This is a genomic window from Pseudomonas sp. 15C (assembly GCF_055484735.1).
Genome location: NZ_JBUDGD010000060.1, coordinates 1 through 23749 on the forward strand (window position 1 = coordinate 1; position 23749 = coordinate 23749).

At 59.9% G+C, this 23749-nt stretch carries 23 protein-coding genes and 1 tRNA gene; 9 read left to right on the top strand and 15 right to left on the bottom strand.

Annotated features, from left to right (window positions below; translation table 11 throughout):
• Nucleotides 1–288: 288 nt before the first annotated feature.
• A complete protein-coding gene (yghU, locus tag ACYYKW_RS22460) occupies nt 289–1128 on the bottom strand; it encodes a glutathione-dependent disulfide-bond oxidoreductase (RefSeq protein WP_464991196.1) in 840 nt (279 codons plus the stop codon).
• Between the two features lie 72 nt (nt 1129–1200).
• Nucleotides 1201–2133 carry a LysR family transcriptional regulator gene (locus ACYYKW_RS22465; protein WP_464991197.1) on the bottom strand — a complete coding sequence of 311 codons (933 nt, stop codon included), beginning with the start codon at nt 2131–2133 and terminating at the stop codon, nt 1201–1203.
• 127 nt (nt 2134–2260) lie between these two features.
• On the opposite strand from ACYYKW_RS22465, the gene ACYYKW_RS22470 reads away from it, so the two are divergent.
• Nucleotides 2261–2530 (top strand): DUF2798 domain-containing protein, encoded by a 270-nt coding sequence (locus ACYYKW_RS22470; protein WP_464991198.1) that lies wholly within the window; start codon nt 2261–2263, stop codon nt 2528–2530.
• 3 nt (nt 2531–2533) lie between these two features.
• Here the strand turns inward: ACYYKW_RS22470 and ACYYKW_RS22475 are convergent, their stop codons facing one another.
• Nucleotides 2534–3040 (bottom strand): cupin, encoded by a 507-nt coding sequence (locus ACYYKW_RS22475; protein WP_464991199.1) that lies wholly within the window; start codon nt 3038–3040, stop codon nt 2534–2536.
• 236 nt (nt 3041–3276) lie between these two features.
• Here ACYYKW_RS22475 and ACYYKW_RS22480 point away from each other — a divergent pair, with 236 nt between their 5' ends.
• Both ACYYKW_RS22480 and ACYYKW_RS22485 read left to right on the top strand, forming a co-directional pair.
• Complete coding sequence (locus ACYYKW_RS22480) at nt 3277–5064, top strand: thiamine pyrophosphate-requiring protein (protein WP_464991200.1); 1788 nt, start codon at nt 3277–3279, stop codon at nt 5062–5064.
• Entirely contained in the window at nt 5061–5798 is a 738-nt protein-coding gene (locus ACYYKW_RS22485; protein WP_464991201.1) for a DUF72 domain-containing protein, read from the top strand. The genes ACYYKW_RS22480 and ACYYKW_RS22485 overlap by 4 nt, the downstream gene beginning before the upstream one ends.
• Before the next feature lie 269 nt (nt 5799–6067).
• Here the strand turns inward: ACYYKW_RS22485 and ACYYKW_RS22490 are convergent, their stop codons facing one another.
• The 8 genes from ACYYKW_RS22490 to ACYYKW_RS22525 all read right to left on the bottom strand — a co-directional run bounded on the left by ACYYKW_RS22490 (nt 6068) and on the right by ACYYKW_RS22525 (nt 13642).
• Nucleotides 6068–6289, bottom strand: coding sequence for a hypothetical protein (locus ACYYKW_RS22490; protein ID WP_394507028.1), 222 nt, complete (start codon nt 6287–6289; stop codon nt 6068–6070).
• 119 nt (nt 6290–6408) lie between these two features.
• Entirely contained in the window at nt 6409–8088 is a 1680-nt protein-coding gene (locus ACYYKW_RS22495) for an MFS transporter (RefSeq protein WP_464991202.1), read from the bottom strand.
• A gap of 189 nt (nt 8089–8277) precedes the next feature.
• Nucleotides 8278–9045 carry a phosphonate ABC transporter, permease protein PhnE gene (gene phnE / locus ACYYKW_RS22500; RefSeq protein WP_093102031.1) on the bottom strand — a complete coding sequence of 256 codons (768 nt, stop codon included), beginning with the start codon at nt 9043–9045 and terminating at the stop codon, nt 8278–8280.
• Nucleotides 9042–9866 carry a PhnE/PtxC family ABC transporter permease gene (locus ACYYKW_RS22505; RefSeq protein WP_464991203.1) on the bottom strand — a complete coding sequence of 275 codons (825 nt, stop codon included), beginning with the start codon at nt 9864–9866 and terminating at the stop codon, nt 9042–9044. The genes phnE and ACYYKW_RS22505 overlap by 4 nt, the downstream gene beginning before the upstream one ends.
• Nucleotides 9860–10657, bottom strand: coding sequence for a phosphonate ABC transporter ATP-binding protein (locus ACYYKW_RS22510; protein ID WP_464991204.1), 798 nt, complete (start codon nt 10655–10657; stop codon nt 9860–9862). The genes ACYYKW_RS22505 and ACYYKW_RS22510 overlap by 7 nt, the downstream gene beginning before the upstream one ends.
• Nucleotides 10654–11517 carry a putative selenate ABC transporter substrate-binding protein gene (locus tag ACYYKW_RS22515; RefSeq protein WP_464991205.1) on the bottom strand — a complete coding sequence of 288 codons (864 nt, stop codon included), beginning with the start codon at nt 11515–11517 and terminating at the stop codon, nt 10654–10656. The genes ACYYKW_RS22510 and ACYYKW_RS22515 overlap by 4 nt, the downstream gene beginning before the upstream one ends.
• A 171-nt stretch (nt 11518–11688) precedes the next feature.
• Nucleotides 11689–12867 carry a hypothetical protein gene (locus ACYYKW_RS22520; protein ID WP_464991206.1) on the bottom strand — a complete coding sequence of 393 codons (1179 nt, stop codon included), beginning with the start codon at nt 12865–12867 and terminating at the stop codon, nt 11689–11691.
• 379 nt (nt 12868–13246) lie between these two features.
• Nucleotides 13247–13642, bottom strand: a complete 396-nt coding sequence (locus tag ACYYKW_RS22525; RefSeq protein WP_464991207.1) for a RidA family protein — start codon at nt 13640–13642, stop codon at nt 13247–13249.
• 115 nt (nt 13643–13757) lie between these two features.
• Between ACYYKW_RS22525 and ACYYKW_RS22530 the strand changes: the two genes are divergently transcribed.
• The 5 genes from ACYYKW_RS22530 (at nt 13758) to ACYYKW_RS22550 (ending at nt 18667) form a co-directional block, all read left to right on the top strand.
• Nucleotides 13758–14651, top strand: coding sequence for a LysR family transcriptional regulator (locus tag ACYYKW_RS22530; RefSeq protein WP_464991208.1), 894 nt, complete (start codon nt 13758–13760; stop codon nt 14649–14651).
• 120 nt (nt 14652–14771) lie between these two features.
• Nucleotides 14772–15932 carry a radical SAM/SPASM domain-containing protein gene (locus ACYYKW_RS22535; RefSeq protein ID WP_090282999.1) on the top strand — a complete coding sequence of 387 codons (1161 nt, stop codon included), beginning with the start codon at nt 14772–14774 and terminating at the stop codon, nt 15930–15932.
• A 93-nt stretch (nt 15933–16025) separates the two neighbouring features.
• A complete protein-coding gene (locus ACYYKW_RS22540; RefSeq protein WP_464991209.1) occupies nt 16026–17036 on the top strand; it encodes a GlxA family transcriptional regulator in 1011 nt (336 codons plus the stop codon).
• Nucleotides 17037–17885: 849 nt separating this feature from the next.
• Nucleotides 17886–18260, top strand: a complete 375-nt coding sequence (locus ACYYKW_RS22545; RefSeq protein WP_464991216.1) for a DUF6124 family protein — start codon at nt 17886–17888, stop codon at nt 18258–18260.
• 50 nt (nt 18261–18310) lie between these two features.
• On the top strand, nt 18311–18667 hold the full coding sequence (locus ACYYKW_RS22550) for a DUF6124 family protein (RefSeq protein ID WP_090283002.1): 357 nt from the start codon (nt 18311–18313) through the stop codon (nt 18665–18667).
• Between the two features lie 227 nt (nt 18668–18894).
• On the opposite strand, the gene ACYYKW_RS22555 is transcribed toward ACYYKW_RS22550, so the two are convergent.
• Nucleotides 18895–19923: an alpha/beta fold hydrolase gene (locus tag ACYYKW_RS22555; RefSeq protein WP_093101997.1), complete on the bottom strand. Its 1029-nt coding sequence runs from the start codon at nt 19921–19923 to the stop codon at nt 18895–18897.
• Nucleotides 19924–20241: 318 nt separating this feature from the next.
• Here ACYYKW_RS22555 and ACYYKW_RS22560 point away from each other — a divergent pair.
• Nucleotides 20242–20316, top strand: a tRNA-Gln gene (locus tag ACYYKW_RS22560).
• 113 nt (nt 20317–20429) lie between these two features.
• On the opposite strand, the gene ACYYKW_RS22565 is transcribed toward ACYYKW_RS22560, so the two are convergent.
• The 3 genes from ACYYKW_RS22565 to gstA form a co-directional block, all read right to left on the bottom strand.
• Nucleotides 20430–22418, bottom strand: a complete 1989-nt coding sequence (locus tag ACYYKW_RS22565) for a peptidase U32 family protein (RefSeq protein ID WP_464991210.1) — start codon at nt 22416–22418, stop codon at nt 20430–20432.
• A gap of 227 nt (nt 22419–22645) precedes the next feature.
• Complete coding sequence (locus tag ACYYKW_RS22570) at nt 22646–23026, bottom strand: RidA family protein (protein WP_090283006.1); 381 nt, start codon at nt 23024–23026, stop codon at nt 22646–22648.
• Between the two features lie 86 nt (nt 23027–23112).
• Complete coding sequence (gene gstA, locus ACYYKW_RS22575; protein WP_464991211.1) at nt 23113–23724, bottom strand: glutathione transferase GstA; 612 nt, start codon at nt 23722–23724, stop codon at nt 23113–23115.
• Between the last annotated feature and the right edge of the window lie 25 nt (nt 23725–23749).

Consider the following 23749-nt stretch of genomic DNA (forward strand, 5'->3'; position numbering starts at 1 on the left):
CGGTATCCCAGGTCGGCGTAGCTTTCGCATCCACCCCGGTCAGTCCCCTCTCCCTCCGGGAGAGGGCTAGGGTGAGGGGCTTTTGATTTTCAGGCTGATTTCAAGCCTCAGTCTTCAACGTCGCCGGTGATCAAACTGTGGGAGCCAGCCTGCTGGCGATGGCTTTCTTTCAGTCAATTTGATGTTGAATGTTCAACCGCTATCGCTTGCAGGCAAGCTCCCACAGGTTGAGCGCGTTCCGACTGAAAGAACGCGGTCATCCTGTGGGAGGTGCCGGCGAGGGCGGTATCAGTTCAGATCATCTGCGCTATGGCGTTCCGGCACTTGGCTGGCTTCGTCGCCCCAGGTGCGATTGACCCGCTGGCCGCGTATTACCGCCGGGCGTTTGGCGATGTCTTCGGCCCAGCGCTGGACATGGGTGTATTCGTGCGCGGCGAGGAATTCGGCGGCGGAGTAGACGTTGTTGCGCACCAGTTGCCCATACCACGGCCACACCGCGATGTCGGCGATGCTGTACTCGTCGCCGGCAAGGTAAGTGTTTTCTGCGAGACGCTGATTGAGCACGTCCAGTTGCCGCTTGGCTTCCATGGTGAAGCGGTTGATCGGGTATTCCAGTTTTTCCGGGGCATACGCGTAGAAATGCCCGAAGCCACCGCCCAGATAAGGCGCCGAGCCCATTTGCCAGAACAGCCAGTTGAGTGTTTCGGTGCGTCCAGCTGGGTCTTTGGGCAGGAATGCGCCGAATTTTTCCGCCAGGTACAACAGGATCGAGCCGGACTCGAACACGCGGATCGGTGGTTCGACGCTACGGTCCAGCAGCGCCGGAATCTTCGAGTTCGGGTTGATCTCGACGAAGCCGCTGGAGAACTGATCGCCCTCGCCGATGCGGATCAGCCAGGCGTCGTATTCGGCGCCGGCATGCCCCAGCGCCAGCAGTTCCTCGAGCAGGATGGTCACTTTTACGCCGTTGGGCGTGGCCAGCGAATACAGCTGCAAGGGGTGTTTGCCAACCGGCAGGGTCTTGTCGTGAGTCGGCCCGGCGATCGGGCGGTTGATGCTGGCGAAGTGGCCGCCGGACGGGGCTTCGTGTTTCCAGACTTTGGGCGGAACGTAAGGCGCATTGCTCATGAATCGGACCTCATCGTGGGCAGGCTGACAGTAGATGATCACCGTAAGGAAAATTTCCGGCGCGTGCCAGAGTTAGTTGCTGGCAGCAGACTCGTCCTTCGGCCAGCGTGCGGCCAGTTGCTGCGTCAGGTACGCCAGAAACGCACGGACTTTGGGCGTCATCGCCGCGCGTTCCTGCACGCAGGCGTAGATATCCATTGGCTCGGTCACTGCGCTGTGCGGGTTGTCGAACAACGGCAGCAGTTGGCCGCTGGCCAGATATGGCGCGGCGACGAACTCGGCCAGACGTGTGATACCCGCGCCATGCACGGCCATTTGCGTCAGCGCGTCGATATCGTCGCTGATCGCGCTGGCCTGGATGGGCGCGTCATAACGCTGCCCGTTGCGGACAAAACCCCAGCGCAGGAAGCGCCCGTCCAGCGGGTAACGAAAGGCCAGGCAGGCGTGGTGTTGCAAGTCATCAGGCGATTGCGGCCAACCGGCGCGCTCGAGATAGGCCGGTGCGGCGCAAAAAATGAAGGGCAACGAGACCAGCTTGCGCGCGACAATGCCGTCTTCGAGTTGCGGGCGGATGCGCAGGCTCAGGTCGATGCCAGCCTGAATATGGTTGATCTTGCCGTCTGTGGTCGACAGCTCGATCAGCAGGCCTGGGTGTTGCGCGGCGAATCCGGCGATCAGGCCCGCGAGCACGTGCCGGCCGAACGCGGCGGTGGACGCGATGACCAGACGCCCTTTGAGTTCTTCCTGATCGCCGCAGATCGAACTCTGCGCAGATTCCAGATCCGCCGCAATCTGCCTGACCTTTTCGTAATACACCGCGCCGTTCTCAGTCAGCGCCATGCTCCGCGTGGTGCGTTGCAGCAGGCGTACGCCCAGATGCGCTTCGAGACGGTTGAGCGTCTGGCTCACGGCCGCCGCGCTGACCCCCAGCGATTTGGCGGCGCCGACAATCGAGCCGGATTCCACCACTTTGATAAAACTGGCAATCGCCGCGAGAAGATTCATTCAGGGGCCGTGCACCGCAGATTCGTAAGTTCTGCTTTATAAAGTACCTGCCGGTAGCCGTCTAGTTGCGTGCCGGCGGCGTTGCTAAGGTGCGGGCTCCCTGTCAACGCCAATGGAAAAAAGCCCTATGAGTGAAGCCACCGAAACCGCCATCTCCAGCAGCCGCAAGCTCTCGCCGCGAGCCACGCCGTATGTGTTCGCGTTGTACATGGCGACGATCATGGCCTTTCTCATGTCGCTGGTGATCACCGCGGCGAACGCCGGTATTGATAACGATTACCTGAGCAATGCCTTACACGCCTACAAACTGGCGATGCCGGTGGCTTTTCTGTGCATTCTGGTGGTTCGGCCAGTGGTGAGCAGACTCGTCGCGCTGACCGTGCACCCGCATCGCTGAGCGCTATCTGGCCCAGTGCTGCAACAGCGCGCCGTGCTCGCCCTGCACGGGGTCTTGCTGCGGAAATTTCACATTGGCGAGATTCTGAAGTTGCTCGGCATTCGGCGCTTCAGTGCAAATATCGCCTTGCTGCCTTGGCGGATACGCGCCGACCACGAGAAAGTCGGGGCTGGATTCCAGGCTGCAATGGCCAGTTCCGACCGGCAGCAGCAACACATCACCGGCACTGACTTGCACCTCGCGCCCACCGGGACCGCCGAGCATCAGCCGCGCATGACCCTGGGCGACCCCCAGCACCTCATGGCCCTGGGTGTGGTAGTGGTGAAAATCGTAAACGTGGTAGCGAAACTGCGGCGGCCAGCCGTTGGCACGAAAGGTCTGTTCGAACAGCGCGGCCGGGTCGTCACCTTCGAGGGCTATCGCGCTGGAATACACCAGCACCGGCAATTGCGGATTGTTCGGTACCCAGTCGTTACGCTCCAGCAAAAAAGAAGTTACGTCAGTCATCATTCGTCCTCCGGCGGTCGTTGTGCAGTCGACCGCGGGGGAGGGCGAACGCCTCAGAAAAACTCGTCGAATGGCTGACAAAAGGCTCTTCGATGCGTCATTCAGTCTCGCTGGCGAATCGCTCGCCAGTGCAAATTCATCGAAACTTCGCCGTTCCGTCGATGGTCCAGACCCATACACCTGCCGGCGCGTGCCGCGTCGCAAATGCACCCTGTAAACGGTGAAAGGCGAGGATCAAGATGACGATGACAGTGGGAGATTTTCTGGTCGAACGGCTCAGCGAGTGGGGCGTGACGCGCATTTTTGGCTACCCGGGCGACGGCATCAATGGCGTGTTCGGGGCGCTGAGCCGGGCGCAGGGCAAGATCGAATTCGTCCAGGCGCGGCATGAGGAAATGGCCGCGTTCATGGCCTCGGCCCATGCCAAATTCACCGGTGAGCTCGGCGTGTGCATCGCCACTTCCGGTCCTGGTGCGTCGCACTTGATCACCGGGTTATACGATGCGCGGATGGACCACATGCCGGTGCTGGCCATCGTCGGCCAGCAGGCGCGCACGGCGCTGGGCAGTCACTACCAGCAGGAACTCGATCTGGTGTCGATGTTCAAGGACGTTGCCGGCGCGTTCGTGCAACAGGCCTCGGCACCGGCGCAAGTGCGCCATCTGCTCGATCGTGCGGTGCGTACGGCTGTCGGAGAACGGCGAGTGACGGCGATCATCCTGCCCAATGATTTGCAGGATCTACCTTACGAAGCGCCCGCCAGAGCCCATGGCACGGCGCATTCAGGCGTCGGCTACAGCAAGCCGAAAGTGCTGCCTTACGAGGCGGATCTGCAGCGCGCCGCCGAGGTGCTCAACGCCGGCGAGAAAGTCGCCATTCTGGTGGGCGCCGGGGCGTTGCAGGCGACCGATGAAGTGATTGCCGTGGCGGAAAAACTCGGCGCCGGGGTGGCCAAGGCGTTGCTCGGCAAGGCCGTGTTGCCCGACGAGTTGCCGTGGGTCACCGGCAGCATCGGCCTGCTCGGCACCGAGCCGAGCTACAAGCTGATGAGCGAGTGCGACACCTTGCTGATGATCGGTTCAGGCTTCCCCTATTCGGAATTCCTGCCCAAGGAAGGCCAGGCCCGTGGCGTGCAGATCGATCTGCAACCCGACATGCTCAGCCTGCGCTACCCAATGGAGGTCAACCTGGTCGGCGACGCAGCAGAAACCCTCGCCGCGCTGTTGCCGCTGCTTGAGAAAAAAGACGCGGGCAAATGGCGCAAGAAAATCGAAGGCTGGCGCGGTACCTGGGAGAAGACCCTGGAAAAACGCGCCATGGCCAAAGCCAATCCGATCAACCCGCAACGCGTGGTCTATGAGCTGTCACCGCGCTTGCCCGAGCAGGCGATCATCACCAGCGATTCCGGCTCGTGCGCCAACTGGTACGCACGCGATCTGAAAACCCGCCGCGGCATGAAATGCTCGCTCTCCGGCGGCCTTGCCTCGATGGGCGCCGCCGTGCCCTACGCGATTGCTGCCAAGTTCGCCTACCCCGAACGTTCGGTCATCGCGCTGGTTGGCGATGGCGCGATGCAGATGAACAACATGGCCGAGCTGATCACAGTCGCCAAATACTGGCGGCAGTGGGCAAGCCCGAAATGGATCTGCGCGGTGTTCAACAACGAAGACCTCAATCAGGTGACCTGGGAGCAGCGGGTGATGGAGGGCGATCCGAAGTTCGAGGCTTCGCAAAGCATTCCCGATGTGCCGTATCACCTGTTCGCCATCTCGATTGGTCTCAAGGGCATCTACGTTGATCGCGAAGAGGATGTTGCCGCCGCGTGGGAGCAGGCGCTGGCGTCGGATGTGCCGGTGCTGATCGAATTCAAGACCGACCCGAACGTGCCGCCGCTACCGCCGCACATCAAGCTGGAACAGGCGAAAAAGTTCGCCACCACGCTGCTCAAAGGTGACCCGGACGAGGCCGGCGTGATTGTGCAAACCGCCAAGCAAGTCCTCGGCGCGGTGTTGCCAGGCAAGAAATGAACAGCGATGAGCGTGCAGCGAAGCTGTTGATTGGCTGTGCCGGCTGGAGTCTGGGCCGTGAGTATTGGCCGCAATTTCCTTCGGTCGGCACGCATTTGCAGCGCTATGCGGCGCGGCTGAATGCGGTGGAAATCAACAGCTCGTTCTACCGTCCGCATCGACGCCAGACCTACGAACGCTGGGCGGACTCGGTGGCGGACGGTTTTCGCTTTTCGGTGAAAATGCCCAAACAGATTACCCATGAGCGGCGCTTGCTCGGTTGTGAAGTGCTGCTTGATGAATTCCTTGCGCAGTGCGGGGAGTTGGGGGATCGATTGGGGTGTCTGCTGGTGCAGTTGCCGCCTTCGCTGGCGTTTGATGCGGTTGGGGCGGAAGGTTTTTTCCGTGCTTTGCGTGAGCGCTTTAACGGCGCGGTGGTGCTGGAGCCGCGTCACGAATCCTGGGTGGCGGCTGAGCCGATGCTGGTCAGTCATCGAATCGCTCAGGCAGCGGTGGATCCTCCGCGCATCAGTACCGACAGCGAACCGCGAGGTTGGGCGGGGGTGCGGTATTGGCGGCTGCATGGATCGCCGCGGATTTATTTCAGCGATTATTCGGCGGATTTTCTTCGGGCGCTTGGGAAGAGGTTGCTGGCTGAGGCGGCGCAGGGTGTCGAGACCTGGTGCATTTTTGATAACACGGCGGGTGGGGCTGCCTTGGGGAATGCGTTGAGCCTGCAACAGCCCTCACCCTAGCCCTCTCCCAGAGGGAGAGGGGACCGACTGCGGTGTCTTTTGTCATACATCGACCTGAAGAACCGGGTCGATTATGGATTCGAAGCGAATCGTTCAGGTCGGCGCAGCTCTCCAATATTCCCCAATCGGTTCCCTCTCCCTCTGGGCGGTCCGACGTTTCGGGAGGGCTAGGGTGAGAGCAGACGGTCTCGAATCCGAAGAACATTCGGCGCCGAGCAGACTCTCCCTCATCACCTCGGGGCAGAACGGGCTACAACTGAAAAACCCCCTCAATTGCCATCCGCCACCTTGCGCTCGATCTCATCCACCTTGCGCTGCAGCTCTTCGGCGTCCTGCTCCTTCACCCGGGTCGACGACGGTGTAATGACCTTGTCCACGCCCTCGGTGGTTTCATCGCGATCTTCAAGCGCACGCTCCACCACATTCACCGGTTTCCCGGAAGTGTCGGTAGGTGGGCCGTTCGGGGTTTTGTCGTTGTCGTTGCTGTTCATGGTGGTGACCTCCATTGGTGTAACCATTGGAGGCATCACAAAGCGGCGGGTTCGATATTTTTCAGCCGGCTGACAGCGAATGGCGCCCACCCATTGCAAGCGGGCGCCGTGATCACCGATCAGTCCTTGAGAATGTCGCGGTCCTTGGTTTCCGGAAGGAAGAACGTGCCGAGCACCGCTGTCATCACGGCGATGACAATCGGGTACCACAGGCCGTAATAGATATCCCCGGTGGCCGCGACCATGGCGAAGGCCACCGTCGGCAGGAAGCCGCCGAACCAGCCGTTGCCGATGTGGTAGGGCAGCGACATCGAGGTGTAGCGGATGCGCGTCGGGAACAGTTCGACCAGCCATGCCGCAATCGGCCCGTAGACCATGGTCACGTAGATCACCAGGATGGTCAGCAACAGCAGCACCATCGGGTAGTTGATCTTCGCCGGGTCGGCTTTTTCCGGATAACCGGCTTCCTTCAGCGCGGCGGCGAGGTTGGCGGTGAAGGCGTCGTTGCGCGCCTTGAAGTCGGCGGCGGGCAGGGCGCTGCCTTCGAAGCTCTCGATGACCTTGTCGCCGATGCGCACTTGCGCCACGGTGCCCGGTTCGGCGTTAACGTTTTCGTAAGGGATCGCGCGTTTCGCCAGCAGCGTCTTCGCCAGGTCGCAGGAACTGGTGAACCGGGCTTTGCCCACCGGGTCGAACTGGAACGAGCACTGATCGGGATTGGCGATCACCTTGACCGGGTTTTTATCCTGCGCCACGAACACATCGGGATTGCCGTACTGGGTCAGCGCGTTAAAGATCGGGAAGTAAGTCAGCGCCGCCAGAATGCAACCGACCATGATGATCGGCTTGCGCCCGATGCGGTCGGAGAGGCTGCCGAAGATCACGAAGAACGGCGTGCCGATGATCAACGAACCGGCGATCAGCAGGTTGGCGGTCTGCGCATCGATCTTCAACGTCTGCAACAGGAAGAACAACGCATAGAACTGCCCGGTGTACCAGACCACCGCTTGTCCGGCCGTGCCGCCGAGCAGCGACATGATCACCACTTTGAGGTTGTCCCAGCGGGCGAAGGATTCGGTCAGCGGCGCTTTCGACGCCTTGCCTTCGGCCTTCATTTTCTGGAACACCGGCGACTCGCTCAGTTGCAGGCGGATGTACACCGAGACGATCAGCAGCAGGATCGACAGCAGAAAAGGAATCCGCCAGCCCCACGCTTCGAACGCTTCCGTGCCCAGCGCGGTGCGGCAGGCCAGAATCACCAGCAGCGACAGAAACAGCCCGAGCGTGGCAGTGGTTTGAATCCACGAGGTGAAAAAGCCGCGCCGGTTGCGCGGCGCGTGCTCGGCCACATAAGTCGCGGCGCCGCCATATTCGCCGCCCAGCGCCAGCCCCTGGAGCAAACGCAGGATGATCAGGATGATCGGTGCGGCGACGCCGATGGTCGCGTAACCGGGCAACAAGCCGACAATGGCGGTGGACACGCCCATGATCACGATGGTGATCAGAAAAGTGTGTTTGCGCCCGATCATGTCGCCGAGCCGGCCGAACACGATCGCGCCGAACGGCCGCACCGCAAAGCCCGCCGCAAAGGCGAGCAGGGCAAAGATGAACGCGGTGGTTTCGTTGACGCCGGCAAAGAAGTGTTTAGCGATGATCGCCGCCAGTGAGCCGTAGAGGTAAAAGTCGTACCACTCGAAAACCGTGCCCAGGGATGAAGCGAAGATAACCTTGCGCTCTTCCTTGGTGATGCCGCCGCTGCGCGGTGGACTGCCGGTGGATGCTGTGTCGATTGAGGCCATGGGTGTTCTCCGTTGTGCTTATTGTTGTAGGCCGGAGTCCCCCGTTACTGCTTGTTCACTCTGGCCTTGTGGCAAATATCGCCTTTGCTGTCGCGTGTCGCGTGCACAGTCTGACCGCCTCGCCGGGCGGCGAGGTTTCCTCAAGCATAATCAGCTTTCGCCAGATATCCACTGAGCTGCCTGTAAACCCTAGGCCTTGACCCAGCGCTGGCGGCTCCAGGCACTCAACCAGTCGACCAGAAACACCAGCACCAGCATCGCCAGAATCACCGTACTGGCCTGGGCTTCCTGGAACAGGCTCAGGCTGACATAGAGCATCTGCCCCAGCCCGCCGGCGCCGACAAAGCCCAGCACGCTGGCCATGCGGATGTTGTTTTCCCAGCGATACAGCATGTACGCGAGCAGTTGCGGCGCAAGGTTCGGCAGGGTGCCGTAGCAGAACGCGAGCAGCGGATTGCCGCCCTGCAAACGGATCGCTTCGGCCGGCTGTGGCGGGGTGTTTTCCAGCGCTTCGGCGAACAGCCGACCGAGTACGCCGGTGGTGTGCAAGGCGAGGGCGAGGGTGCCGGCGTTGGGCCCAAGACCGGCCGCCAACACCATCAGCGCTGCCCAGACCAGTTCCGGAATCGCCCGCAAACCATTGAGCAGCAGGCGCGAAAGGCTTTGCAGCGGCCAGCCGAAACGCCCGGCAGCGGGCAGCGCCAGAACGATGCCGAACACCGCGGCGAGCAACGTGCCGAGTGCCGACATGGCCAGGGTTTCCAGCGAACCGTGGAGAATCGCTTTGAGATAGCCCGCGCTCAGATCCGGGCTGAGAAAGCGCTGCACATAAGCGCCCATCTGCTTGAGGCTGGCAGCGCTGCCCAGTTCGCCGAGGTTGAGTCCCAGATAGCTGAACGATGCAATGACCGCGACGCCGATCGCCGCGATCAGCAGCAGATTGATCAGGCGATTCATGCCAGCCTCCAGCGCAGCAAACGGCTGAACTGGTCGGCCAGCAGCACCAGCAGCAGAAACATCAGCAGCATGCTCGCCACTTCGCCGCCAGCGAACATGCGGATCGACAAGTCGATCTGCTGGCCCAGACCTCCGGCGCCGACAAAGCCCATCACCACGGAAGCGCGGATTGCGCATTCCCAGCGATACACGCTGTAGGACAGCAGTTCTGCCGCGACATTGGGCAGGGTGCCGTAGGCGAACGCCGCCAATCGACCGCTGCCGGCCTGCATCAAGGCGTGGGCCGGGCGTTGGTCGGTGGACTCGAAAATCTCTGCGTACACCTTGCCGAGCATGCCGCTGTAAGTGATGGCAATCGCCAGCACACCCGCCGCCGGGCCGAGGCCGACCGCACGCACGAACAGCAGCGCCCAGACGATTTCCGGCACGCTGCGCAAGAAAATCAGCAAGCCGCGCACCGGCCAGCGCAGCAACCGTCCCAGGTGACTCGGCACGCCGCCCCGTGACGCCGCCGACAGCGACAACGCGCGGCTGGCGAGCAGGCTGGCCGGCACCGCCAGCAGCAGCGCCAAGGCCATGCCGGCCGTGGCAATTGCCAGGGTTTGCAAGGTAGCGGTGAGGAGGATCTGCATGAAAGCGGCGTCATGCGCCGGAGGCCAGAACTGCGCGACAAAGCGGCCCATTTCGTTCTGGCTGTCAGGCAGCAACACGCCCAGATTCAGCTCGCTCAAATGAATGCCCGGCCACAGCACGGCAATCGCCAACAGCGTCAGAAGCAATCGCGGCCAGGCCGCCGGGTCGCGTGAATCGGCCTTCAGCATCGTGGGATCTGCACAGTCAGCGGCGCCATCGCCGCAGTCGGCGATTGCAGTTTTTCGTTGGCGTACAGCGCGTCGAGCATTTCCTGACTGACGTCCGCCGAAGGGCTGTCGAACAGGATCTGTCCGTCACGTAGACCAATGATGCGCGGGAAGTGCGACAGCGCCAGGTCCACCGCGTGCAGGCTCGCCACCAGGGTGACGTTATGCTCGCGAGCATGGCGCGACAGCACTGACAAGGTATGCCCGGCCATAACCGGGTCCATCGCCGACACCGGCTCGTCGGCCAGCAGCACTTCTGGCGCCTGATACAGCACCCGGGCGATGCCGACACGCTGCAACTGGCCGCCGGACAATTGCTGGCAATGCGCGAACAACTTGTCACCGAGATCCAGCCGCGCCAGCGCCGTGCGCGCGCCGGACACATCCAGCGGATGCAACAGGTTCAGCAGACTTTTGCCCAGACTCCATTGGCCGAGCTTGCCGGCCAGCACCGCTGTAATCACACGCTGACGCGGCGGCAGCGGCGGCGCCTGATGCACCAGACCGATACGCGCGCGCAGGCGTTGACGCTGGCGGGCGGACAAGTGCCAGGCGCGCTCGCCGAGCACTTCGATGTCTCCGCTGCTGGGCCGCAGTGCGGTGGCCAGCAGGTTGAGCAGGCTCGATTTACCGGCCCCGGACGGGCCGATGATCGCCACCTGCTCGCCCGCGGCAATCTGTAAATCGACAGAGCGAAGGGCATCGACGCCATTGGCATGGCGCAGGCTGCCCTGGTTGAGGCGTAGGGTCATTTCAACAGTTCGGCGGCGCGGGCGGCTTCCTCGATACCTTTGTAATTCTCGGGTTTGGTGTCGATGAAGCGGCTGGCGGCCTGCAGATCGAGGATCTTCTTCTGCTCAGGCTTGGCCGGGTCGAGATCGAGGAAAGCTTTCTTGATTTTCGCCGCGAGGGCCGGATCAAGGGTGCCGCGCACGGTCCAGTTGTAGTCGAAGTAGGTAGGCGTGGTGGCGAAGACCTTGACCTTGTTGGTGTCGACCTTGCCGGCATCCACCAGTTTCTGCCAGACGCTGGCATTTAGTACGCCGGCGTCGACCTTGCCGGCCTGCACCCAGGCGACGGTGGCGTCGTGGGCGCCGGAATAGGCGACACGGCTGAAATACGCTTCCGGCTTGATGCCGTCGTTTTTCAGCATGAAATAACGCGGCATCAGGCTGCCGGAAGTCGACGACACCGAACCGAAGGCGAAGGTCTTGCCCTTGAGATCCGCGAGGCTTTTGACGTTCGGGTCGGCCGTGATGAATTTGCTGGTGAACTGCGCGTCCTGCTCACGCTGCACCAAGGGAATTACTGGCGTCGTCGCCTCGGTCTTCAAACGTGCCTGAACAAAAGTGAAGCCACCGAGCCAGGCCATGTCGAGGCGATCGGTAGCCAAGGCTTCAACCACGGCCGGATAATCGGCCACCGGCACGAACTGCACCTTCATGCCCAGTTGCTGTTCCAGATACGCGCCCAGCGGTTCGAACTTGCGCAGCAGTTCGGTCGGCGCTTCGTCCGGAATCGCACTGACGCGCAACACATCAGCGGCTTGCGCCATCAGCGCAGACACGGACAGGGCCAGGCCGGCGGTCAGTGCCAGGGTTCGTTTGAGCATGAAGTTCTCCGTTTCGTAAGCGTCAGTATCGGAGCGTCTGTATTGCAAATGAAACAGGCGCAAAATCAGGTTAGACGAAAAGGGCGACGTTATACGTCGTTGCTCGCCTGAAGACCAGAAACGTTGAGGACGGCGTGCAGATGAAGATGTAACACATCCGTTCCCTGACTCTCAGGATTTCGTCCTCTTCTTTTTCGGAGCGGGTTTGTAGGCATTCAAATCGACATCTATTTCATGGCGATTGAGCTTTAACTCGCCTACCTGCGACGTATAGAATTTTGCGTATCGCCCGTCTATGTCCAACAGACCTCTAATACTTTCATACTTGTTCTTGAGCAGAAGCCTGATGTGCTTCCAGTTGGGCTTTCCGTCGTTCTTGACGTAATCCTCGTTTGCCGAAGGCTTGAAATAATTGATCAGTTCGGCTTCGGTAATGGTGACCGCATCCGATTTTGAGAGCAATGTCGTGGCTGGCCATGAGGTTAGGGGCATGTCAAACATCTTGAAGCCGAACAAATGAATCACGAGAGTTTCGTATTCATTTTTGGCTAGCTTGCTGTTGAGTTCGTTCAACTTCACATGCGGAAAAAGCCTGTCGAATGGTTGCTGCTCGGTTTTGCCGATATAGGCGATCTTTTGATTGCCCACTTCGATATCAAAGCGATTGACTATCTGGTCGATGGTCAGCCGACAGTTTTCTTTCTCATTCGCTCCGGGCAGCTTGCTGTAATCAATTTTAGCGGTTTGTTGTGTATCCCAATTCGCATTGTTCAGGGCGTGGAAATCCGGGTGGTGTGCTTTTGATTCAGCAGCTTTCTGTTCGTTGGTTATAGCGTCAGTAATCGGATCAAATATATTAATTTCAAAACGTGTGGTGTGGCGAATGGTTATTTCTGAAGCGTAAATCGCACGAAGAACTTTGAGCGCGAATCCCGTTGACAGAATATTTTTTGCAAGGCCTCTTTTTACAACATGATACAGCTGTCTTTTCAGAGTGTTTTTCGGCAAGTACCGGTTAAGCAGGGCGTAGGTCAGGAACTCGTTCTGGTCGGGAAACTTATTAAGTATTCCTGGCAGCGCGTGGACTATGTCGATCAGCGGAAAAACCACTGTGAGATGTCGAAAAGTGCGTTTTTCAGGATCTCCAACCCACACTTCGCACTGAATATTGCCATCAGCGGTGACCTTGGTCTTCTTCGGGTTGAACAGACACTTGTTCATTACGGTCAGGAAGTAGATGTCCGCGTTCTGATAGTACTTGTGTGCTCGACGAAGCTTTCCCTCTTCGTCATACATTTGCTCTGGTGTCAGAAAGGCCCAGTCTGGTCCGTCAAAGTGGAAGGTTTTCATGCATGAATGTCCATATCGCTGGTCCGCACCGCTAGCCGTTCATCATTCTTCAAAAAAACGACTTTTTCAAAGCGGCGAGGCTGCAGGTGTTGTAGTGGTGGCAGTAAGCGATCATGGTCCTTCAACTCTCTAGTCGAGCGCAAGCATCGCGGAAAAATGGGAAAACAACGTCTCGCAGCACGCTCGGCATCCCTGATGTAGTTTTTGTTGCTTTTGGCATCAAAACCGCAAGGCACGGCGGATCAAGCTTACTCCCTGCGAAAGCCTTGGTGAGCGATCACAGGGCCGGCGTGGATATCTAAGCCATCGGTTGGGGGTTGTGACAGAGCGGATCATGGCGCTCAGCGTCTAGCCAAAGTCTGGCTGGTCAAGTCCACGCTTACTCTGGAAGCGTTGCAATCACCTTGATCTCGAAATCGAACCCATACAGCCAGGTCACGCCCACCACCGTCACCGTCGGGTGCGGTGCATCGCCCCAGAATTCGCTCAGCACGACGTTCCAGATCGTCTCGAACTTCGATTGCGGGTCGACGATGAAGATCGTCACGTCGACCACGTCCTCGAAGCTGGCGCCGGCCTCATCGAGGATCGCGTTGAGGTTGTGGAAAGCCTGGCGTACCTGATCTTTCAGATCCGGTTCTGGCGTGCCGTCCTCGGTGCTGCCGACTTGCCCGGACACAAACAGAAAACCGTTCGAGCGAATCGCCGGTGAATAGCGGTGGCGCTCGTACAGCGTGCGGCGGGTCGGTGGGAAAACAACGTCGCGCTGAGTCATAAAGGTGTCTCCATCAGTGAGGTGATGGCGCCACTTTAGGTATTTGCAGCGGGCCGATAAACGCGCAAGCTTGGCGTTCACTGTTTGTAAATTCCAAACAATCGAGGCGCGCACCGTGGATCGTTTTGACGCAATGCAGGCCTTCGCCAGGGTGGTCGAGGCGGGGAGCTTCACCAAAGCCGCCGAAACCCTGCACATGAGCAAAACCACCGTGACCCAGCTGGTGCAACAGCTGGAGGCACGCTTGCGGGTCAAACTGCTCAACCGCACCACGCGCAAGGTCAACGTCACCGCCGATGGCGCCGCTTATTACCTGCGAGTGGTCAAGCTGCTGGCCGACCTGGACGACGCGGAAACCAGCCTGCCGGGTGTTGCGACGGTGCCGTCGGGGCGATTGCGTATCGATGTGCCGAGTCCGTTTGCGCGGCATATTCTGGTGCCGGCACTGCCGGAGTTCCATGCGCGGTATCCGGACATTCAAATCGATATGGGCGTCAGCGACCGCATCGTCGACATCATCGATGAGAACGTCGATTGCGTGGTGCGCGGGGGCGAACTGCTGGATCTGTCGTTGATGGCGCGCAAAGTCGCCGATCTGCCATTGGGCGTGTTTGCCGCGCCGCAATATCTGGCTCGCGCTGGCACGCCTGAGCATCCGCGAGAGCTGGAAGACTCGCACCATCGGGTGGTCGGGTTTCTCTGGGCGCGCACGGGCAAACCCGTGCCATACGCCTTGGACAACGGCCGTGAACATTTGCAAATCAAGGGTCGCCATGTTCTGGCGGTCGACGACGGCAATGCCTATCTGGCGGCGGGTCTGGCCGGGATGGGGGTGCTTTGGCTGCCGACGTACATGTCCGATGCGCATGTTGCGCGCGGCGAACTGGTGCCATTGTTCGAAGGCTGGCGGCTGGAAAGCATGCCGCTTTACCTGGCGTATCCGCCGAACCGGCATGTCAGCTTGAAGTTGCGGGTGTTTATCGACTGGATCGTGGCGTTAATGGCGTGACGGGTCTGGTGCGCTTATTGCTTTACGCGAATCAATGTCGTCAAAAAAACAACGATCCCGTCGACCCGAACGCGAGCAATGATGAGATGCGCACGTTCGACTCAAGGAGCAATGCTCATAATGAATATGTACATCGATATCGTCGGCGCCTGCAATCTGAGCTGCCCGTCATGCCCAATGGGTAATTCGGAAAATCTCAATTTCAAAAAAGCCATGCAACTGGACATGTTCCGGCAGATTGTCGAAAAGGCCCGGTCGGAGGGCGTGCGGACGATCTTCCTCTATAACTGGACCGAACCCTTGGTTCATCCGAAAATCGGCGAGTTTATCGAGATCATCAACGCCGCCGGCATGGCGAGCGGTATCAGCACCAACCTGAATCTGGCCAAGAACATGGAAAAGGCCTTGCTGGCCGAGCCGAGCTACTTCCGCATATCGCTGTCGGGTTTCTATCAGGAAACCTACAAAAAGGGCCATGTGGGCGGGGATATCGAAGTCGTCAAACAGAACATGATTGCCCTGCATGAGATCAAGCAACGCCTGGGCTTGAGCACCCGTGTCGATGTCTACTATCACCGCTACCTGGACAACATCGACGAAGAAGCACTGATGCGCGACTTCAGTGAGCGTCTCGGATTTGTGTTTACCACTGGCTATTCGGTGATGATGCCTTTGGAAAAGACGCTGGCAATCGTCGAGCGCGACCCCTCTGTTACGGCTACCGATTACGAAACGCTGAAACGTCTTGCATTGCCGCCGTACGATGACCTGGTCAACGTCATGCAGCAATATCCAAAGCAAGCGTGCCAGTTGAAGGATAACTGGCTGGTGATCGACTGCAATGGCAATACCGTACTGTGCTGCACGATCTTCAATCAGTCCGAGTATCAGGTCGGCAAGTATCTCGACATGCCGTTGGCCGAACTGACGCGGCGCAAATCGACCCAGCAAAATTGCATCGACATGTGCAGCCGCTGTGCGAACAAAGGCCTGCACATTTACTCGACATTTCCCAATCAGGGCGCACTCGAACAACACGCCGTCAATCGCATCATCGATTTCGAACGCCTCGAAAACCTCGGGTTTCCCGTGGACAGCGAACGGCTGGGGCGTGCCGGAGAAGTCAGTGCGGAAAACTTCGACGAGGCGCAATACCTGCGCCTGAACGACGATGTCCGGGTTGCGGTTTCCAACGGGGCTTTCAGCAGCGGTTACCAGCATTACGTGCTTTGTGGCCGACTCGAGGGGCGAGCAGGCGCGGGGATGTTCTCGTTCGTTTGAGGCGCGGCTGATCATCCCGTCACACGCACGATTGACTCTTTACCGCTTCCGGCCAACTATCGGCGCACAACAACATGACCGATGGACTGAAACTTGACCGAACGACGCCAATTCAGCGGAGGCATGAAGGGCAAAAACCTCCGCTATCTGAATGAACATAGCGATAGCGTGCAGCTGACGCGCACCGGTTTTCTGCTGCTTGAACACTTTTCACTGCCGGCCTTCACACAGACGCTGGACGCCGTGGTGACCACCAATCTGTTGCGCCCGGGGTTGTTCACCTCGCGCACCTTCGGGCTGGGCGAGGGCGAGGTCATCAGCGATCTGGGGCTGGTGATCCGCCCCGATGCACGCCTTGACGCAGCTGCGCTCGAAGATCTGGATCTGCTGGTGGTGTGCGGCGGTTATCGCACCGAGCTGCGCGCGAGCGATGGGTTTGTGCATGTGCTCAAGCTCGCGGCGGAGCGGGGCGTCAGTCTGGCCGGGTTGTGGAATGGTTCGTGGTTTCTCGGCCGCGCCGGGCTGCTTGACGGCTACCGCTGCGCGATACACCCGGAACATCGCCCGGCGCTGACCGAAATCGCCAAGGCCACCCATGTCAGCAGCGAACCTTATGTGATCGATCGCGACCGCCTCACCGCGTCGAGCCCGTCGGGGGCTTTCCATATGGCGCTGGACTGGATCAAGAGCCTGCACGGCAAGGCGCTGGTCGAGGGTGTCGAGGACATTCTCGCGTTCGAGGAGTCGCGCTACCGGCGGATCAAACCGGACGAAAACCTCTGCGTCAGTGCACCGTTGCGTGAAGTGGTCAAACTGATGGATGCCAACCTGGAGGAGCCGCTGGAACTGGAACAACTGGCGGTGTACGCCGGACGTTCCCGCCGTCAACTGGAGCGCCTGTTCAAGGAACAACTCGGCACCACGCCGCAGCGTTACTACCTGGAACTGCGCATCACCGAAGCCCGCCGCCTGCTGCAACACACCGAGCTTTCACAAGTGGAAGTGCTGGTGGCCTGCGGATTTGTCTCGCCGAGTCATTTCAGCAAGTGCTACAGCGCCTATTTCGGGTATCGGCCTTCCAAAGAGAAGCGCTTGGTCAAATAGCACCAGCCGCTTTTACTTTGCCGAGTTCACCTCGGTATCTCAAATCGGCGTACCTCGCCCAAACACCCCGTCCTCTCCCGGAGAGAGGGGACTGACCGTGGTGAATGCGCGAGCTGCGCCGACAAGAAATACCAGTCGAACACAAACTTCAAAGCCAATCCAAATCGGCTCCCTCTCCAGGGGGAGAGGGCTGGGGTGAGGGGCAAATCCACCACAAAACCAAGCCAAGCGCTGTGCTCACCACTTCTTACAATGAGCGCCAGCTCGAGTGCCCTTGATCTTGCCGTGCCGGCCTCATCGGCAGGAAGAAAAAAAGTGCAAGATCAAAAGCCCCTCACCCTAGCCCTCTCCCAAAGGGAGAGGGAACTGACCGTGGTGGATGCGCGAACTGGCCGACAAGAAATATCGAGTCGAACGCAAACTTCAAAGCCAATCCAAATCGGCTCCCTCTCCAAGGGGATGAGGGTGAGGGTGGCTCTTAAACGTCACCGCGCGCCAACGTTTAAACCACACCAACTGTTACGCCATAGCGGCTACAACACCTTGCGCCGTTGCCTACGCGTACGCCAGAATCCGCCGGCTTACGAGCCTTGAGGCGGGCTGTATCGTTTCCCTGTCACTGCAAAACAGTGATCGGGTTTGGTAGCCCGTTTCTCGACAAACGTTTGGCATCGCCAGAACCAGTCTCTTTCCGGGATTCGGTTTTATATGGTGGCCATGCGTGGGGCTCCTTCGGGGGCGCCGGGTTTTCTCTGTCTTGACCGGTCTACCAACCCACGTGTGGCCGCCACCCTTCGTTTGGTAGCGAAAGTGACGGCTCTTTCATTTCCTCAAGACAAAGAGTCCTTTATGTTCAAAGTCACGCCCAACCCGCCAGACACCGATCCAATCCCTTACGACGCCGCGCTCGAACCTCAAAACATCAAAGACGCCGCCGATCGCGCCATCAACTTCTACCTCAGTCCCGGGGCGCACAAGATTTCGATTCCCTCGCGCAATACCGGCAAGATCTACCTCATCGACCCCACCGTGGATAACGAAACGCTGCTCGTCGAGGCAACGGAAACCCTGTCCTCGGCCAGTGACATGGCTCGTGAACTCGCCGATTCGATTGACAGTTCCCAGCGCAAAAAAATGCTCATCCTGCGACAGGTGATCATGCTCAGCGAGCTGACGGTAAACCGCGTGCTGGATAATCAGCGCTTGCCCAACCCGTCGCAGTGACGATCATCCGTTAACGAGCCTCGAGGGGTTCCTGTCTGGAGTTGCAGCTGATGTCCAAGCCACCCGAAGCACCGCTCACTGACCCGGCTTCGCCGTACGCATCCCCCAACTCGCGAAAGCTCCACGAAGCGGCGGAGCGCGCGCTTGACCATTACCTGTTGCCCGCCGCGATCATGGCCACGCCCTATACGCCCAGCCCGCTGTTCATGGTCAACCCGCAATCGGACGCTGAGACGTTGCTGACCAATGCCAGCGGTTCCCTGGCGTCCGCCACGGTCATGCTTGGCAATTTTGCGGGGGTATTGGAGGGCTCCAATCGCCAGACTTTGTTGGGCATTGCGCAGGTGGTCATGTTGGGAGAGCTGGCGGTGAACAAGGCGCTGGATCTGGTTGTGCCAACCGAGTGATCGCGCACGTTAGGCGGGCTTGAGGGTGTCTGAACGGGCGTTATCGCGAGCAGGCTCACTCCTACCTTTGAAATGCGTTCCCCTGTAGGAGTGAGCCTGCTCGCGATGACGTCCGTTCAGGCAAAGAATCTGCAAGCTTTTACACTGAACCTGACCATCCCTCGAGCCTCAAGCCCACCTTTAACCAATCAAGCAGTCAGCCGTTGCGGCTGACTGCTTTTGTGTTTCTACAGGTGATCAGCGTCGATGACAGCCTGCGCAAACGCCTTCGGATCTTCCTGCGGCAAGTTGTGCCCGATGCCGCCGCTGATCAAGCGGAACTGATATTTGCCGGTGAAGCGCTTGGCGTAATCCTCCGGTGCCGGGTGCGGTGCGCCGTTGGCGTCGCCTTCGAGGGTGATGGTCGGCACGCCAATCGACGGCGCGGTGGCGAGTTTCTGTTCCAGCGCCGCGTATCGCGCTTCGCCCTGCACCAGGCCCAGGCGCCAGCGGTAATTGAACACGGTGATCTCGACATGATCGGGGTTCTGCAAGGCCTTGGCGCTGCGATCGAAAGTCGCGTCGTCGAATTTCCATTGCGGTGAGGCGAGTTGCCAGATCAGTTTGGCGAAGTCATGGGTGTTCTTTTCATAACCGGCGCGACCGCGCTCGGTAGCAAAGTAGAACTGGTACCACCATTGCAATTCGGCTTTCGGCGGCAGCGGGTTTTGCCCGGCGGCCTGGTTGCCGATCAGGTAGCCGCTGACCGCCACCAGCGCCTTGACGCGTTCCGGCCACAGCGCCGCGACGATGTCCGCTGAACGCGCGCCCCAGTCGTAGCCGCCGAGCACGGCTTGCTTGATCTTCAGTGCGTCCATGAAGTCGATGACGTCACTGGCCAGCGCCGCCGGTTGGCCGTTGCGCAGAGTGTCTTTGGAGAGGAACTGCGTATCGCCGTAACCGCGTGCATAGGGCATCAGCACCCGGTAACCCTTGGCGGCCAGCAGCGGCGCGACTTCGTCGTAGCTGTGAATGTCGTAGGGCCAGCCGTGCAACAGGATCACCACCGGGCCGTTGGCCGGGCCGGTTTCGGCATAGGCGACGTCGAGCACGCCGGCCTTCACGTGTTTCAGCGGGCCGAAGGGCGAGGGCGCGGAATAGCTGATCGCAGCCGGTTCGGCGGTTTGCGCCTGAACGCTGGCGACAGTGCCGAACAGCGACAGCGCCAGGATCGACAAACCGAGTGCGGTTTTACGGGTGTGCAGTGCCTTTTTCATGGGGACGTCTCCTGTGCATGCCTTGGTCAAGGGGCTGTAATGAAACCTTGAAACCGTGAGTGCATTTGAGCGGATGGACGTATCCGGGCTGTGTCTGAAAGAGGCCTTGTTGCAAGGCGATGTATCGTCGTTGCGCACGTATACAGTGTGATACGCAGTGGCTGAAGGTGCCCGGCGCCGGGCTGTTTACCGATGAAAAAATTAAGTCGCTGTTTTAAAACAAAAAATATTTCACGTCGGGCTTCCCAAAGCCAAACAATGTTGGTAAATTGCGCCCCGTTCTCACAGCGAACCCAACGGGCCGCTGGAAAGAGCAGTAGGGGCGTCGCCAAGCGGTAAGGCAGCAGGTTTTGATCCTGCCATGCGTTGGTTCGAATCCAGCCGCCCCTGCCATATTCGAAAAAACGCCAACTTCGCAAGAAGTTGGCGTTTTTTTATGCCTGCGATTTGGCAAGGCACAGCAAGGCCAGCCTGCGCGGCGCCGAAGCACCGCGCAGGCCAGGCACTCAGTGCGGTGCGCGCGGGATGGTCTTCATCAGGTCTTCAGGGCTGATGTGGCCAACCACGCTGCCCGGTTGCGGCAGGTTGAGGATGTGGCCCTTCATCTTGCCGATGATGTGCATCTCGCACGGCTTGCAGTCGAACTTCAGCGTCAGCACTTCATCGCCGTGGATCAATTGCATCGGCGCGACTTTGGTGCGCACGCCGGTCACGCCTTTGGCCTGTTTCGGGCACAGGTTGAAGGAGAAGCGCAGGCAGTGCTTGGTGATCATCACCGGCACTTCGCCCGGCTCTTCGTGGGCTTCGTACGCCGCGTCGATCAGCTTGACGCCGTGACGGTGGTAGAAGTCGCGCGCCTTCTGGTTGTAGACATTGGCGAGGAAGGACAGGTGCGAATCCGGGTATACCGGCGGCGGGCTGGTTTCGGCCTTGCGACTGCCACGTGGATGCGCGGCGACGCGGGCAGCGGTCAGGGCTTCGATCACTTCACGGCGCAGCGCTTTGAGCTGCGAGTTGGGGATGAAGAATGCCTGCGGCGCATCGAGCTTGACGTCGGTGGCGTGGTACTGGGTGGTGCCGAGCTGGCCGAGCAGATCGCGCAACTGTTCCAGCGCTTGCTCAGGCTTGTTGGCCACGCCGAACGGACCGGGCAAGGTGACGCTGGCGCTGATGCCTTCTTCGCTGGTGGCAGTGATTTCCAGTTGTTCCTCGCGCAGACGCGCCAGCCAGCTCAGGGCCACGCGACGTTCCGAAGAAGTCTTTTGCAGCGCCTGTTGCCAGTTGTGGTCAAGGTTGCGGTTCAGCGGGTGATTCGGGCGCAGCTTGAACAGGCCTTCGGGCATTTCGTTCGGCTCGACGCGATAGCGGTAGCGCTTCTCGCCGTCTTCCTCGAACTCGCCTTTGGCTTCGGCGATGTTGGCGCGGAAACCGACCACTTCGCGTTTGACCAGCACGTTGAGGCCGTCACCGTTGGACAGCGGCTCGTGGGTCACCACCTGCATGTCACGCTTGCCGACTTTTTCGACCGTGCCAACCGGCAGGCCGGTGAAGGTAGGCGAGTCGAAGGCGCCGATGTCGATCTTGCGATCGGTGACGAAATAATCGGTGCTGCCACGGTGGAAGGTTTTTTCCGGATCGGGCAGGAAGAAATGCGCGGTGCGGCCGCTGGACGCGCGGGCGAGGTCCGGGCGATCTTCCAGCACGTCGTCGAGGCGCTGGCGGTAATAGGCAGTGATGTTTTTCACATAGCCCATGTCCTTGTAGCGGCCCTCGATCTTGAACGAGCGCACGCCGGCTTCGACCAGTGCGCGGATGTTGGCGCTCTGGTTGTTGTCCTTCATCGACAGCAGGTGTTTTTCGTAGGCGATCACGCCACCCTTTTCATCTTTCAGGGTGTACGGCAGACGGCAGGCCTGCGAGCAGTCGCCACGGTTGGCACTGCGGCCGGTCTGCGCGTGGGAAATGTTGCACTGACCGGAGAAGGCCACGCACAACGCGCCGTGGATGAAGAACTCGATGGCAGCGTCGGTCTCGTCGGCGATGGCGCGGATTTCCTGCAGGTTCAGCTCGCGCGCCAGTACCAGCTGCGAGAACCCGGCCTGATCAAGAAACTTTGCTCGCTCCAGGGTGCGGATGTCGGTCTGGGTCGAGGCGTGCAGTTCGATCGGCGGAATGTCCAGCTCCATCACGCCCAGGTCCTGAACGATCAGCGCGTCTACACCAGCGTCATACAACTGATGGATCAGCTTGCGCGCCGGCTCCAGTTCGTTGTCGTGCAGGATGGTGTTGATGGTGGTGAAAATGCGCGCATGGTAGCGGCGGGCGAATTCCACCAGCTCGGCGATTTCGCTGACTTCGTTGCACGCGTTATGGCGCGCGCCGAAGCTCGGGCCGCCGATGTACACGGCGTCAGCGCCATGCAGGATCGCCTCACGGGCGATGGCCACGTCGCGGGCAGGGCTGAGCAATTCCAGATGATGCTTGGGCAAGGACATAGTTTTTTTAGTCAGGCTGTCACGGTTAGGCGCGCATTCTACCCGCGAAACGCGCAGCCGGCACGCCTGCGCTGCCCGATGGCACAGAACCCAAGAATCACACAACCCCCTGTAGGAGTGAGCCTGCTCGCGATAGCGGTGGTTCAGCCAACATAAATGTTGAATGCATGGCCGCTATCGCCAGCAGGCTGGCTCCCACAGGGTTGTGGGGTGTTACGGGAATCAGGTCAGGCCTTGGCTGCCATCGCCGTGACTTCTACGCGCATCCCCTCGACCGCCAGCGCCGCCACGCCCACTGCCGCACGCACCGGCCATGGCTTGGCGAAGAATCGCTGGTACACCTCGTTGAATGCCGCGCGATCGGCCATGTCGGTGAGGTAAATGGTCAGGTGCATGACCCGGTCCATCGAACTGCCGGCACGCTCCAGCGCAACTTTCAGCGCTTGCAGGGTGCATTCGCTCTGGGTGGTGATATCGCCCAGTTCCAGGCTGCCGTCGGCGCGGGTCGGTATCTGGGTGGAAACCATGATTCCGCCGAAGGTCGCCACGTCGGAAGAGATCGAGTCGGCGTCCGGATCGGGGGTGAAGGTGATGTCTTGGTTGGCCATGGGAATCCCTTGTCTGAGCGAGTGAAGATCGCGGCAGTTTACAGACTCGACGCCGACAAGGCCCGCTTCGATCACGCCGCGTACGCTCAAACCGGCAACGTCGCGGCTTCTGCGGCGATCGCCGATTGCACGCTGGGCCGAGCACCGATGCGCTGCATATAGACGGCCAACTCCGGCCAGTCCTCGATAGCGATATTGAACGTCGGCAACCACATCAGCACGGTAAACAGGTAAGCGTCCGCCACGCCAAAACCGCCCATCAAATAATCCTGATCCGTCAGCTGGCGATTGAGAAAGTCGAGGCGCTTGAACAGCTTTTGCCGAAATATCGCTTTGACCGGCTCAGGAATATCCGCGTTGAACAGCGGCGCACTGCCGCCGTGAATCTCCGAACTGATGAAATTCAAGTGTTCCTGCAAGCGTGCGCGTTCCCAAGTGCCAGCCGCCGGTGCGAGCGAGTTGCCCGGGACTTGATCGACCAGAAACTGCAGGATCGCCGGTCCTTCCGTCAGCACTTCAGCGTTATCCAGCACCAGCGCGGCGACATAACCCTTCGGGTTGATCTGGCGAAAGTCCTGGCCGTCGGCGGTGCGCTTGCTCTGGTTGTTCACGCGGACCAGTTCGAAAGGCAAACCCAACTCGCGCAGGACGATGTGGGGCGAGAGCGAGCAGGTCATCGGGGCGAAATACAGTTTCATGGCAACTCCTTGTTGAGCGAGTGCG